The organism is Kribbella qitaiheensis (genome assembly GCF_042657745.1).
In the GTDB taxonomy this organism is placed as follows: domain Bacteria; phylum Actinomycetota; class Actinomycetes; order Propionibacteriales; family Kribbellaceae; genus Kribbella; species Kribbella qitaiheensis.
This window is the reverse complement of the sequence record NZ_JBHSKE010000063.1, coordinates 22326-35134: the sequence shown is the minus strand read 5'-3', so window position 1 is coordinate 35134 and position 12809 is coordinate 22326. Positions and strand designations below refer to the sequence as shown.

The window sequence follows — 12809 nt, the reverse complement described above, 5'->3', positions numbered from 1 at the left end:
ACACGGTCGAGTGGCACTATCTGGGGATGACTGCCGTGATCGCGATCGTGCATGCCGGGCTCGCCGCTGCCTGGGTGGGCGGGATGGCGTACTCGCTCTTCGTCGTGCAGCCGAAGCTGCGGAAGTTCTTCGGCCCGGACGAGGACAGCCGCGAGGCACTCACCGCAGTCATTGCCTCCGGCAACAGATGGAAGGTCCTCGGCCTGATCGCGGTCATCGCCGCCACCGGCGGCATCCTCCTCCTGCTGGATCACCAGCACTGGTGGCTGCACGCCGTCAAAGCCGTCCTGTTGCTAACAGCAACCGCCATCTTCTGGTACGTCTCCTGGCGCCACTGGCCCCGCCGAGTCTTCGCCACCTCGACAGAACGCCCCACCCTCCAACGCCAACTAGTCATCCTGGCCACCACCATGCTCGCCCTATCCGGCACGGCCTTCGCCCTGGGTGTCGCATCCGTGTACCTCTGACTGGAGGTGTTCTACAGGGGATCGGCGGAGTAGCGTTCCCAAGCCTGTTAAGCCAGTAGGTTCGGGGTATGGGTGGAGCTGAGCGGTGGTCACGCCGCTGACCGAGCGCGGCGAGGCGCCCGACGTGCTGCGCAGCCTGAATGCGTGAGACGTACTGCGCAGCAGGTACGCGTGGATAGTTGATCACGGCATCTGCCCTGCGAAAACCCTCAGGTGGCGCGGTAGGCGATGGTTATGTCGTAGCGGTCGGAGCGGTAGACGGAGCGGCCGAACTCGATGACTTCGCCGGAGGCGGTGCGGGGCGCTGACGTGATGATGAGGCACGGGGTGGTGGCGTCGATGCCGAGGAGTTCGCAGTCGGACGCGTCCGGTGGGGCGGCGATGATCGAGGCGGAGACCATGCCGAGGGTTACGCCCCAGCGGGTGGAGAGCGAGTCGTACAGGGAGACCTCGCTCAGGTCGAGTTCGTCGAGGCCCGGGTAGCGCGACAGCGACAGGAACGTCCGCTCGATCGCCATCGGCTCGCCGTCGGCCGTGCGGAGGCGGACCAGGTGCAGAACCGGAGTACCGACTGGTTCTTCCAGCTCCGCGGCCAGTGCCTCGTCGGCCGTGCCGATGCGGTGCTCGAGCACTTTGCCGCCCGGCACGATGCCGCGGGCGCGCATGTCCTGGCTGAACGACGAGGTGAGCATCCGGGCCGGGCGTGGCTCGGCGACGAAGGTGCCGCCACCGGGGCGGCGGGCCGCGAGGCCTTCGGCAACGACCCGGTCCACCTCCTGGCGGACTGTCATCCGGGCGACCCCGAACCGCTCGGCCAGCACCCGCTCGGACGGCAGCACGGTGCCGGCGGACAGGTTGCGGGTGAGGGTCTGGAGGATCTCGCGGATCTGGTCACCCTTCGGCCGGTCGCTGCGGAGCTCGGTGGGGAGCTCGGCGAGGTCGCCGGGGTTGTTCCTTGGGCGGGCCATGGCGTCAGTATCCCTGGGAATGTGCCCGGCAAACCGGTTACCGGGGGTCGCGAGCCGACAAAAACGTGCTCCTGGTCGATCGAACTGAACCGTGAGCCCGACAGTACTGTCCGGCTCCCCAGCACGGCCAACAACCATCTAATCAAGGCTGAGTACTTTTGACGACATGAGCCGCGCAGAGGTCGTCGAAGAAAACGCTTCCACAGGTGAATGGGTACGCCAGGGCAACCGGTTCACCGACCGGATCAGCCGCGATTCCACCTCGTCTCCCGGCGAGGGGCCTGACGACGAGGGTCGTTGGCCGGTCGAACCGGGCCGGTACCGGCTGGTGGTGAGCCTCGCCTGCCCGTGGGCCCACCGCGCCCTGATCGTGCGCGGGTTGCTCGGCCTGGAGGACGCGATCAGCCTCGCGATCGTCGACCCGATCCGCGACGAGAAGGGCTGGCGGTTCACCCTCGACCCGAACGGCCAGGACCCGGTGCTCGGGATCAGCTACCTGTCCGAGGCCTACCTCGGCACCGACCCGGAGTATGTCGGGCGGGTGACGGTGCCGGCGATCGTGGACACCTTGACGGGGCTCGTCGTCACGAACGACTACCCGCAGATCACCCTGGACCTCTCGACCGAGTGGGTGAACCTCCATCGGCCGGACGCGCCCCGGCTGATCCCGGCCGAGCGCGACGAGCTGGACCAGTTGATCGCGGAGATCTACACGGACGTGAACAACGGCGTCTACAGGTGCGGCTTCGCGAAGAGCCAGGAGGCGTACGAGGCGGCGTACGACGCTCTGTTCACCCGGCTCGACGTGCTCGAGCAGCGGCTGGCGGATCGTGACTACCTGCTCGGGGACTCCCTCAGCGAGGTCGACATCCGGTTGTTCACCACGCTCGTCCGCTTCGACGCGGTCTACCACGGACACTTCAAGTGCAACCGGTCGAAGCTGACCGAGCTGCCGAATCTGTGGGCGTACGCGTGCCGGCTCTACCAGTCGCCCGGCTTCGGCGAGACGGTGGACTTCGACCAGATCAAACGGCACTACTACGGCACCCACGACACCATCAACCCGAACGGCATCATCCCCAAGGGCCCCGACCCGCGCGTGTGGACCGACTGACTCAGCGCTCGAACGACGCGAGCGCAGCCTGTACTCCGGTACGCAGCGTCGCCCGAGATGCCCCTGATCGAGAGCGAAGGTTGACGCCGTAGGCGAGCAGCGTGAGCAGCTCGGCCGTCGCGTCGAGGTCGGTCCCGGGCCTGAGCTGATCCTTGCCCCGAGCAACCTCCAGGGCGTGCGCAAAGGCCGCCCTCAGCCCTGCGTGATGCTGGTCCAGCACGGCCCGGGTGGCATCGGACGGCTCCTCGGTGTGCGCGTTCGAGACCAGGCAACCCCAGCCGGCGTGCTCGCCTGAGCAGCGCAGCCGGAGGAGGCGATCGAAGAAGTCCGCGATCGCCGGGAGACCCCGATCGTCCGCGAGCAGCCGGTCGAACATCGGCCGCGACCGCTGGTCGAGATACCGCTGGAGCGCGGCCAAGTAGAGGTCCTCCTTGCCACCGAAGGAGTTGTACAGACTCGAGCGGCTGAGCCCGGTCGCGCCGACGACGTCCTGGATCCCGGTCGCTGCCACCCCTTGCCGCCAGAACAACCGCTCCACCACGGCCAGCACCTCGGCCGTGTCGAAGTGTTTGACATCCGGCACCTGACACCCCTTATCTTGGAACGACTGGTTCAAGATAAGGGGTGTACCGCGATGACCGCAATCCGTCCCGAGGTTCTGGTGCTGGATGTGAACGAGACGCTGTCCGATATGGAGTCGTTGCGGACGCGCTTCGAGGGCGCCGGTCTGCCCGGCGACAGCCTGGACACCTGGTTCGCCGCCACCTTGCGGGACGGGTTCGCGCTGACGGCGGCCAGCTCGTACGGCGCCTTTCGCACGGTCGGCGCCGACGTCCTGCGATCGATGCTGGCCGGCGCGGGGCTCGCTTCGGACGAGGCGACGATCGGCGGCGTGCTCTCTGGATTCGGCGAACTGCAGGTCCACCCCGATGTCGCGTCCGGGCTGCAGCAGATCCACGACCTGGGTGTGCGGCTCGTCACCCTGACCAACGGGGCCGCGGCGATGTCCGAGCGGATGTTCGCCGATGCAGGCGTCCTACCGCTGCTCGAGCACCGCCTGGACGTCGAGTCCCCCGGCCGGTGGAAGCCACACCCCGCGGCGTACCAGTACGCCGCCGCGGTCTGCGGAGTCGAGGTGGAGCGGATGGCGCTGGTCGCGGTGCACCCGTGGGACATCGACGGAGCCCGGAGGGCCGGGTTGCAGGGGTTCTACCTGGACCGGCGCGCCACGCCGTACCCGGAGGCATTTCTTGCGCCTGATCTGGTGGTTCCGGATCTCCTGGCGCTCGCGAAGGCGTTGGAGGCTCGATAGACTCGCGGGCAGAGCCGGCCGCTGGGCGCGGGAGGCTTGGGGTGCCGGGAAGTCTGGTCGGCGGCTGGACCAAAGACGCCCGAGCGAAGGGGGCCGCCCGTGCGGTTGCTGCAGAAACGACGAGCCTTCCCACGCATTCTGGGGTCCGAGCGCGCCTTCCTCGCGGATACGCTGCGCGCCGAGACCACCGGTGGTCTGGTGCTCGTCGGCGCCGCGGTGATCGCATTGATCTGGGCGAACTCCCCCTGGCAAGACGCGTACCACCACCTCCGCGACGCGCAGCTCGGGCCGCTGACGGTCGAGCAGTGGGCGACGGACGGCGCGCTGACCCTGTTCTTCTACCTGGCCGGTGTGGAGCTCAAGCGCGAGATCGTCGTCGGCACGCTCTCGAAGATCAGCGAGGCCGTCGTTCCGGTGGTCGCGGCGATCTGCGGGATGGCGGTGCCGGCGCTGATCTATGCGGTGATCAACCTGACCGCGGAGGGCGGCAAGCCGCACGGCTGGGCGGTGCCGACGGCAACGGATATCGCGTTCGCCCTTGCGGTGCTGGCGATCGTGGGCTCTTCGTTGCCCAGCGCACTCAGGGCGTTCCTGCTCACCCTCGCGGTGGTCGACGACTTCGGCGCGATCCTGGTGATCGCGGTGTTCTTCTCGCACGGTCTCAATCTGCTCGCGCTGCTGGCGGCGCTGGCCCTGATCGCAGCGTTCGCCGTACTGCAGCGATTCCGGTTCCGTACTCCGTTCCTGTACGTGCCGGTTGTTCTCGGGGCCTGGTGGTTCATGCACGAGTCGGGCATCCACGCGACGATCGCCGGGGTGGCACTCGGGCTCGTCACCCGAGTGCTGCCGGACGAAGGTGAGGCGAGGTCCCCGGCCGAGCGGCTGGAGCATAGGTTGCGGCCGTGGTCGGCCGGGGTCGCAGTACCGGTGTTCGCGTTGTTCGCGGCCGGGGTCACCCTGAGCAGGGACGCGTTGCGGGAGATGCTGACGGACCCGGTCGCGATCGGAGTGGTCTGTGGGCTGCTGTTCGGCAAGATCATCGGGGTGTTCGGCGGGTCCTGGTTGACCGCGCGCTTCACCCGGGCGGAGCTGAACTCGGACCTCTCCTGGCGGGACGTCGGCGCGGTCTCGGTGCTGGCCGGGATCGGGTTCACCGTCGCGCTGCTGATCGCCCAGCTCGCCTTCGCCGACGACATCGCCCAGATCGAACGGGCCAAAGCAGCCGTCCTGATCGCGTCGCTGCTGGCCGCGCTGATCGCCGCGGTGCTGCTCTTCCACCGCAACCGCGCGTATGCCGACGATTGAGGCGTGGGGACAGGCTAGTGTCAGGTCACGGAACCGCGGAAGGAGTGCCATGTCGATGGGGCAGACCGAGGATGAGCCCACTGTCGGGCAACTCGTCGCCAATGCCAGCCGGGACCTGTCCAACCTGGTCCGCAGCGAGATCGAGCTGGCCAAGGCCGAGCTGAAGTCGACCGCCGTCGCGGCCGGCACCGGGGCGGGGATGTTCGGCGGCGCCGCGTTCCTAGCGCTGCTGGCGGTCATCCTGCTGTCCATCGCCGCGGCCTACGGGCTGACCGCGCTCGGGTTGCACCCGGCGCTGGCGTTCCTGATCATTGCCGTGGCCTACCTGTTGATCGCGGCCGCGCTGATCCTGATCGGCAGGCGGCAGCTCGGCAAGGCGAAGGGCCCGCAGCGCGCGATCGAGACCTCGAAGGAGTCGGTCGAGGCGCTCAAGGCGATCGGAAAGGGCGACTAGGACGTGTCGGTTCCTGACGCCCTAGTGGCTTGAGTCCCGCGGGGGTCTCCGACCTGCTCGTCGACGGACCTTGGTCGCACTCGCTCGTCGCGGCCAACGGAGCAAGGTTCCACGTCGCCGAGTGTGGAGCGGCGGACGATCCACTGGTTCTGTTCCTGCATGGGTTCCCTGAGTTCTGGTGGGCCTGGCGTCATCAGTTGCCCGTTGTCGCCGCGGCCGGCTATCGCGCTGTCGCGATGGACCTGCGCGGCTATGGCGCGAGCGACAAGACGCCTCGCGGGTACGACCCCTTCACCGCAGCCGCGGACATCTCCGGGGTCATCAGGTCACTCGGTGCCGGTGATGCGGTGATCGTCGGACATGGCTGGGGTGGGTTCGCCGCGTGGTCAGCGGCAGTGCTCGCACCCAAGCAGGTACGAGGCGTGGCCGCCGTGTCGGCACCACACCCGTTGATGCTGATGCGGTCGGGCCAGCTGAAGTCCGTGGCCCACGCGGGATGGTTCCAGCTGCCGATCCTGCCGGAGCGCCGGCTGCTCGCCCACGACGGCATCCACATCGAGCAGCTGCTCCGGGCCTGGTCTGCCCCGGGCGGCAGCTTCCCCGACGCCGAGGCCTCGCGCCGCTATCGGGCCGCCCTCCAGGTCTGGCCCGCGCCGCACTGCGCCTTGGAATACCACCGGTGGTTCGTGCGATCCCGCCTGCGCCCCGACGGCCGCCGGTACTCCGCTCGCATGCGGACGCCGATCGCAGTACCGGTGCTGCAAGTCCATGGAGCGGTGGACGGCGCCGTGAACGCGACGAGCATGACCACCCCGGCTGGGCTCGTCGAGGGGCCACTGCGCCACCAGGTGCTGACCGGTGCGGGGCACTTCCCGCACGAGGAGACACCTGAACTCCTCAACGCACTACTGCTGGACTGGCTTGCCTCCCTTGGGGAGTGAGCCGGTGTCGACCAGCCGGCGGGCGACCTCGCGCAGCTTGACGTTGTTGTCCTGCGAGTAGCGCTGCAGTACTGCGAAGGCGCGGTCGCCGTCGAGGCCGAACCGCTCCATCAGGATCCCCTGCGCCTGCCCGATCAGCTTGCGCGCGTCGATCGCCTGCCAGAGGGTCTCCTCCTGCCGGGCGGTCCCGACCGCGACGGACGCGTGCCGCGCCAGGATGTGGGCGACGGCGATGTCGTCCTCATCGAAGGCGAACGGCTCGCTGTTGAACAGTTCCAGCACCCCGACGGTCTTGTCGTGCGCCTGCAGCCGGACCGCCAGCACACTCCGCAGTCCGAGATCGGCGACCGCACCCGACCACAAGGGCCAGCGATCGTCTGCCGCCAGGTCCGCCACCATGATCACGGCCTCGCGGTCCGCCACGATCGTCGGGGCCGGCCCTTGGCCGAGCTCGAGTTGCAGCAGGTCGGCCTTCTCGACGGCCGGGTCGGTGGTCGCCCCGAGGTCGAGCCGGCCGCTCCGCCCCGCGAGCACGATGCCGGCCTGGGTGCAGTTGACCGCCTTGAGAGCGAACTGCGCGACGGCGTCGATCGTCTCCTCGACCCCGTCCTCCTGGTGCAGCTCCAAGGCCAACCGCGCGAACGTCGCAGCGGTCTCGACCGGGTACTCGGTCATGCTCGCGGCCACCTCCGGATCTCCGCTCGGTCCGCGCGGGGCGACGCGGATATCTACGATGACGAGGACAGGTTTTCAGCAGTGGTGCCTGCAGGAAAATTGTCGCTATAACTGCCCAATAGTCAAGCCACCAGCGCAAGGAATTCTCAGGACCGCGGGCAGACAACTGACAGTGAGCGACCGAGGCTCTTTCCTGCAACCTCCGTGCTCACCGCATCAGGAACGAGAGTCCCGGCGTCAGGTGCAGCTGCGGGTGGAGACTTCCTGGGTGGCCCGGGCGCCGGTGGCGGCGTCGTCGGCCACCTGCTCGGCGGTCAGCACGTAGCCGGTGCGGTTGTCCTCGACCGAGGCCGCGAAGACCACGCCGTAGACCTTGCCCTTCGACGAGAGCAACGGACCGCCGGAGTTGCCCGGGCGGACCTGGGCCCAGATCGAGAAGGCTCGCCGGGTCACCGTCTTGTCGCCGTAGATGTCCGGACCGCGGAGGCGTTCCTCGGACCGGATCCGGGCCGGCTCGGAGTCGAACGGGCCGTTCTCCGGGTAGCCGAGCACGACCGCTGCCGCATCCGCCTTGCCCTCCGGGTCGAAGCTCAGCGGCTTGGTGTTCAGCTCGGGCACGTAGAGCACGGCGACGTCCACGCTGGGGTCGAACAGCACGACGGTCCCGCTGTAGGAGCGGCCGTTGACCTGCACCTTGGGGTTGCTGACGCCGGCCACCACGTGCGCGTTCGTCATCACCCGCTGGGGTGCGTACACGAACCCGCTGCCCTCGAGGCCGCGGGAACAGTTGGCGACACCGGTGATCTTGGCGATCCGGCTGTACGCGTCACGGACCGCGGTCTGCCGGGCGATCGTGCTGTCTGGCGGCTGGGTCTCGCGGATCCGCTCCGGCACGAACGGATCGAGGAACCGCGGGAACAGGTCGGTGTTGACCACGTCGTTGAACGCCTGCAGCGCCCGGTCCGCACCACCCGGCAGCGCCTCGTCGACCTTCGCCAGCACCTGCGACCCGCGAACCGCCGAGGTGACACTCGGGATCCGGGCACCGCTCACCGCGACACCGAGCACCCACGACACGACCAGGACCGAGACCGCGGCCAGGGCGGCGCCACCCAGCGCGTCGACGGCCTTCACCGGTTTCCAGGAGATCCGGTTGCGCAACTTGGAGCCGAGCAGCGCCCCGACCGTCCGCCCGATCGACGCGAGCAGGACGACCAGGACCAGGGCGGCGAAGGACACCTCGACGCTGGGCGAGAAGTTGTCCAGCACCCGCGGTACGCCGTACACGCCGACCGCCGCACCCGCGAGCAGGCCGAGTGTCGCGCAGGCACCGAGGACGAACCCCTCGATGTACCCGGAGATCGCCACGAGTCCGGTGATCACCAGCAGCGCGATATCGAGACCGCTCACTCCACACCCTCCGGACGCCCCAGATCGTGCTCGATGGCCGTCAGCCGTCGCTCATCCTCCGACCGCCGGCCTTCACTCCGCCAGGCCGCCTCGACCAGTCGGTCGGGCAACGGTACGACGTTGGCCGGGTCCCAGTCCCGCGCCCAGCCGCCCAGCGTCAGCAATTTGTCGAGCAGACCGGCGGTGAAGCCCCAGATGTAGAGGTCACCGATGGTGAACGCGGGACCGGTGAAACCGGAGGGATGGAGGCAACTGATCCGGTTGGCCGGGTCGGTCAGCGCCGCGATGGACACCCGGTGCACCGAGGCCACCTCGGCGGGATCGACCACCGCGACAGGCGAGGGCTCGCGCCACCAGCCCAGCACCGGCGCGACGCCGAAGTTGCTCACCGGCACCCAGAGCGACGGCCAGACGGCGAACACCTCGACCCCGGCCGGATTCAGCCCGGTCTCCTCCTCCGCCTCGCGCAGCGCGGTCCGGACCATCCCGTCGACGCCGGTACCGTCGCCCTCGTCGGCCCGGCCGCCCGGGAACGCCATCTGCCCGGCGTGCGACCGCAACGTCCAGGATCGCTCGGTCAGCAACACGTCCGGGCCGTTGCCACCGGCATCATCATCATTGCCATCAGCAAGCAGGATCAGTACTGCGGACTGCCGGATCTCCGGGTCGTCCGGCGGGACGAAGCGGGACAGCTCCTCCGGGTCGACCTGCTTGGACGCCATCGCCAGCGGGTGCAGCCAGTCCGGCAGCTCGACGTCGAAGGTCGCGCTGGTCTTCACCAGGTCACCCCCAGCTTCTCCCGCACCAACTGGTCCAGCTGCTGCTGCGAGGTCAGCTCGCCGCGATGGATGTAAACGACAGCGCCGTCCTGGTCGACGAAAGCCGTCAGCGGCGGGCCGGCGATCTTGAGGGCCTGCTGGGTCGTCTTCTCGTCGTCGACGACGTGCGGGTAGTCCCACTGCTGCTCGGTCGCGAACTTCACCGCGAGCTCGGGCCGCGGATCGGCGTAGTCGATCCCGAGCAGCTGGATCTTGTCCCCGGCCTTCTTCTTCAGCTCGGCCAGATAGGGAGCCTCGTTGCGGCACGGACCGCACCACTGCGCCCACACGTTGACCACCATGGGTCCGCGCAGGGCCGACAACCGCACGTCCGGGCCTTTGCCGAGGCAGGGCAGGCTGATGTCGGGCAGCGCATTCGCCACTGGCGGCCGCGATGGAACACTCGGGCAGGCGGTCAGCTTGTCGGCGCCGGCGATGCTCCGGCTCTGCGACTCGCCGCCCGAGGGCTGGTCCCCAGCACCGGCCCCGCTCTGCCCCGGCCCACAGGCCGCCAGCAAACCCATCACAACCACCACCGCAAGCACCCACACCTGCGCTCCAGCACGCGCCTTCCAACGCGGCACCGCGGCTATGAGCGCGGCGCGGCGGAGCGCAGTGCGGGGCGATGGGAGGGTCACGCGGGGACCTTCACCAGCTTCGCGGCGAGCTCCGGGTCGGTCGGGCCGGTGCCGAAGGAGGGGCACCACTGGGCGATCGGGCAGGCACCGCAGGCGGGCTTCTTGGCGTGGCAGCGACGGCGGCCGTGGAAGATCAGCCGATGCGACAACATCGTCCAGTCCTTCTTCGGGAACAGGTCGCCGATGATGTGCTCGACCTTGACCGGGTCGGTCTCCTCGGTCCAGCCGAACCGGCGGACCAGCCGGCCGAAGTGGGTGTCGACGGTGATGCCGGGGACCCCGAAGGCGTTGCCGAGCACCACGTTCGCCGTCTTCCGGCCGGTGCCCGGGAGCTTGACGAGCTCCTCCAGCTTGGCCGGAACGATCCCGTCGTAGTCGTCGACCAGGGCCTGGCCGAGCTTCATCAGGCTGTTCGTCTTGGCCCGGAAGAACCCGGTGGGCTTGAGGATCGCCTCCAGCTCCTCGCGGTCGGCCTCCGCGTACGCCCTGGCGTCGGGATACCTCGCGAACAGGGTCGGGGTGATCTTGTTGACCGTCACGTCGGTGGTCTGGGCCGACAGGATGGTGGCGACCAGGAGCTCGAGCGGGGTGGTGAAGTCCAGCTCGGTGTGAGCGTCCGGATATGTCTCGGTGAGCACCTTGTGCATCTTCCGGGCCCGGCGGACGAGCTGGGTGTGAGTCTCGTCGGTGAAGACCGGGGCCTTCCGCGGCAGTTTCACCGGCACCGACGGGCTGGTTCCGAGGGACGCCTGGACGGGCGCCGCGACACGCTGGGTGGGCATGCAGGCCAGCCTACGTGGCGGTCCCGACACCCGAGGGGCTACGGTTTTGGGGCAACCGGGTGTAAACGGCCCGGTGCCGAGGGGGCTCGCAGCCCCTTCGAAGGCTTGTGGTCAAAGGTCCGAGGAGGCCCATTCGTGGACGCCGCAGTGCTCCGACAGGCACCGCTGTTCAGTCAGCTCGACGACGAGGCAGCCGAAGCGCTGACCGCCTCGATGACGGAGAGCAGGCTGCGCCGCGGCCAGGTGCTGTTCCACGAGGGCGACTCCGGCGACCGGCTGTTCGTCGTCGTCGAGGGCAAGGTCAAGCTCGGCCGCACCTCCGCGGACGGCCGGGAGAACCTGATCGCCGTGCTCGGCCCCGGCCAGATGTTCGGCGAGCTGTCCCTGTTCGATCCAGGACCGCGCTCCGCCACCGTCACGGCCGTCACCGACGCCTCGATGATGTCGCTGACCCACGACGAACTGCTCCGCTGGCTGGCCGGCCGTCCCGAGGTGGCCCGCGGCCTGCTCCTGCAGCTCGCGTCACGGCTCCGCAAGGTTTCCGACGTGGTGGCCGACCTGGTCTTCTCCGACGTACCGGGCCGCGTAGCCAAGGCCCTGCTCGACCTGGCCAGCCGCTTCGGCCGCACCGCCGACGACGGCGTCCACGTCCACCACGACCTCACCCAGGAGGAGCTCGCCCAACTGGTCGGCGCCTCCCGCGAAACCGTCAACAAGGCCCTCGCCGACTTCGCCTCCCGAGGCTGGGTCCGCCTAGAACCCCGCTCCGTAGTACTCCTGGACATAGAGCGCCTCCAACGCCGCGCCCGCTAGCCCTCGCCCGCTAACCCCCGCCAGCTGGCCCCGCCGGCTGGCCTCGACGGCGCTCCGCGAGGACTCCGGGCGGGTTAACCCCTGTTTGAAGAGTTAGCCCACTGTCAGAGCAGTGGGCTAACCCCGCGCTCAGGGGTGGACCCGCCTCATCCCCGCGCGCTCGGCCCGGGCGAAAGCCTGGCGGATTCGGTGCACCACACGCTCGGGCTGATCGAGGTCGTCCCAGGCCACCCGGACGACCAGGACACCCGCCGAGCGCAGCCGGTCCTCGCGATGCTTCTCGCGGACGACAGCGCCGACGGCGTCATCGCGGTACTTGAGCATCCCGTCGAACTCGACCACCACCTGATACTCCCGGAAGAAGAAGTCCACCCGGGCCAGTACCTCGTTCGGCCCGGTGCCGAACGGGACCTGCAGATCCGGTGCGGGCAGCCCGTGAGTATCCAGCAACACCCTGAGTCGGGTTTCACCGACGGACTCCAACCGCTCGTCGGCAAAGGCGACGGCCGCGAGCGGAGTACCGGTGCCGGGCCAGCCACTCATCTGGCCAAGCGTTTCCGTCAGATCGGTCCTCGTCACCAGACCGCTCCGCAATCCGCTGTCGCAGAGCACAACCGCCGCTTCGTACCGCGCCGCGCAGGAAGTCTCGATGATCGCCCTCGCGACCGTGGTCGCGGGCAAGCCCTCCGCCGAGGTGACCGCGCTCGCCGGCAACTCGCCCACATGGTGACTCGTGCCTGCGAGGATGCGTCCGTGCCCGCGATCCGTGCGGGTCACGTGAACGAGGTCCGGATCGAGCCCCCAAGACGACAGGCCGTGCAGAACCACTGCCGACTGATGGCTGATCACCACCGCACTACCGGCGAGTGCCCGCGCCGCAGCATGAACGGCGAGCCGGTGCGCCTCCGTCTCCCGCTCCCAGGGCGGTCTGTCGGTCGAGTCGGACCGCTCCGCATAGAAGCCCCTTCGAAGCAAGATCCAGCGGCCGTCCCGGAGACGCTCGCGGACCTGGCTGACTGTGTATCCGGACTCGACGGCATCCTGACGGGAGAAAGTACCGCCGTGCCGTGCAGCGCGGCGCCGAAGCTTTGGGTTCATACTCCAGAACTTGC

General features: G+C 68.9%; 15 protein-coding genes. 7 read left to right on the top strand and 8 right to left on the bottom strand.

Going from position 1 to position 12809, the window contains the following annotated elements:
- Positions 1–26: 26 nt before the first annotated feature.
- Positions 27–467, top strand: coding sequence for a hypothetical protein (locus ACFPJ1_RS36510; RefSeq protein ID WP_380110875.1), 441 nt, complete (start codon positions 27–29; stop codon positions 465–467).
- A 209-nt stretch (positions 468–676) separates the two neighbouring features.
- Here the strand turns inward: ACFPJ1_RS36510 and ACFPJ1_RS36505 are convergent, their stop codons facing one another.
- Positions 677–1435 (bottom strand): GntR family transcriptional regulator, encoded by a 759-nt coding sequence (locus ACFPJ1_RS36505; RefSeq protein WP_380110874.1) that lies wholly within the window; start codon positions 1433–1435, stop codon positions 677–679.
- 166 nt (positions 1436–1601) lie between these two features.
- On the opposite strand from ACFPJ1_RS36505, the gene ACFPJ1_RS36500 reads away from it, so the two are divergent.
- Positions 1602–2549 (top strand): glutathione S-transferase family protein, encoded by a 948-nt coding sequence (locus tag ACFPJ1_RS36500; RefSeq protein WP_380110873.1) that lies wholly within the window; start codon positions 1602–1604, stop codon positions 2547–2549.
- Between the two features lies 1 nt (position 2550).
- Here the strand turns inward: ACFPJ1_RS36500 and ACFPJ1_RS36495 are convergent, their stop codons facing one another.
- Positions 2551–3132 carry a TetR/AcrR family transcriptional regulator gene (locus ACFPJ1_RS36495; RefSeq protein WP_380110872.1) on the bottom strand — a complete coding sequence of 194 codons (582 nt, stop codon included), beginning with the start codon at positions 3130–3132 and terminating at the stop codon, positions 2551–2553.
- A gap of 51 nt (positions 3133–3183) precedes the next feature.
- Between ACFPJ1_RS36495 and ACFPJ1_RS36490 the strand changes: the two genes are divergently transcribed.
- From ACFPJ1_RS36490 to ACFPJ1_RS36475, 4 genes are all read left to right on the top strand, one after another.
- The gene (locus tag ACFPJ1_RS36490) at positions 3184–3861 is read left to right on the top strand and encodes a haloacid dehalogenase type II (protein WP_380110871.1); all 678 of its coding nucleotides are present in this window, start codon (positions 3184–3186) and stop codon (positions 3859–3861) included.
- A gap of 99 nt (positions 3862–3960) precedes the next feature.
- Positions 3961–5166, top strand: coding sequence for a Na+/H+ antiporter NhaA (gene nhaA, locus ACFPJ1_RS36485; RefSeq protein WP_380110870.1), 1206 nt, complete (start codon positions 3961–3963; stop codon positions 5164–5166).
- Between the two features lie 55 nt (positions 5167–5221).
- The gene (locus tag ACFPJ1_RS36480) at positions 5222–5620 is read left to right on the top strand and encodes a phage holin family protein (RefSeq protein WP_380110869.1); all 399 of its coding nucleotides are present in this window, start codon (positions 5222–5224) and stop codon (positions 5618–5620) included.
- A 29-nt stretch (positions 5621–5649) separates the two neighbouring features.
- A complete protein-coding gene (locus tag ACFPJ1_RS36475; RefSeq protein ID WP_380110868.1) occupies positions 5650–6561 on the top strand; it encodes an alpha/beta fold hydrolase in 912 nt (303 codons plus the stop codon).
- Here ACFPJ1_RS36475 and ACFPJ1_RS36470 read toward each other — a convergent pair.
- The 5 genes from ACFPJ1_RS36470 to nth all read right to left on the bottom strand — a co-directional run bounded on the left by ACFPJ1_RS36470 (position 6526) and on the right by nth (position 10884).
- Complete coding sequence (locus tag ACFPJ1_RS36470; protein WP_380110867.1) at positions 6526–7236, bottom strand: ANTAR domain-containing protein; 711 nt, start codon at positions 7234–7236, stop codon at positions 6526–6528. The two genes, ACFPJ1_RS36475 and ACFPJ1_RS36470, sit on opposite strands and share 36 nt — an antisense overlap.
- Before the next feature lie 237 nt (positions 7237–7473).
- Positions 7474–8646 carry a MarP family serine protease gene (locus ACFPJ1_RS36465; protein ID WP_380110866.1) on the bottom strand — a complete coding sequence of 391 codons (1173 nt, stop codon included), beginning with the start codon at positions 8644–8646 and terminating at the stop codon, positions 7474–7476.
- Positions 8643–9425 carry an NUDIX hydrolase gene (locus ACFPJ1_RS36460; RefSeq protein ID WP_380110865.1) on the bottom strand — a complete coding sequence of 261 codons (783 nt, stop codon included), beginning with the start codon at positions 9423–9425 and terminating at the stop codon, positions 8643–8645. Before ACFPJ1_RS36460 ends, ACFPJ1_RS36465 begins: the two co-directional genes overlap by 4 nt.
- Positions 9422–10102, bottom strand: a complete 681-nt coding sequence (locus tag ACFPJ1_RS36455; RefSeq protein WP_380110864.1) for a TlpA family protein disulfide reductase — start codon at positions 10100–10102, stop codon at positions 9422–9424. The genes ACFPJ1_RS36460 and ACFPJ1_RS36455 overlap by 4 nt, the downstream gene beginning before the upstream one ends.
- The gene (gene nth / locus ACFPJ1_RS36450) at positions 10099–10884 is read right to left on the bottom strand and encodes an endonuclease III (protein WP_380110863.1); all 786 of its coding nucleotides are present in this window, start codon (positions 10882–10884) and stop codon (positions 10099–10101) included. Before nth ends, ACFPJ1_RS36455 begins: the two co-directional genes overlap by 4 nt.
- A 135-nt stretch (positions 10885–11019) precedes the next feature.
- Here nth and ACFPJ1_RS36445 point away from each other — a divergent pair, with 135 nt between their 5' ends.
- Positions 11020–11697, top strand: coding sequence for a Crp/Fnr family transcriptional regulator (locus ACFPJ1_RS36445; RefSeq protein ID WP_380110862.1), 678 nt, complete (start codon positions 11020–11022; stop codon positions 11695–11697).
- Positions 11698–11826: 129 nt separating this feature from the next.
- Here ACFPJ1_RS36445 and ACFPJ1_RS36440 read toward each other — a convergent pair whose 3' ends face one another.
- Positions 11827–12795 (bottom strand): type IV toxin-antitoxin system AbiEi family antitoxin domain-containing protein, encoded by a 969-nt coding sequence (locus ACFPJ1_RS36440; protein ID WP_380110861.1) that lies wholly within the window; start codon positions 12793–12795, stop codon positions 11827–11829.
- Positions 12796–12809 lie beyond the last annotated feature (14 nt).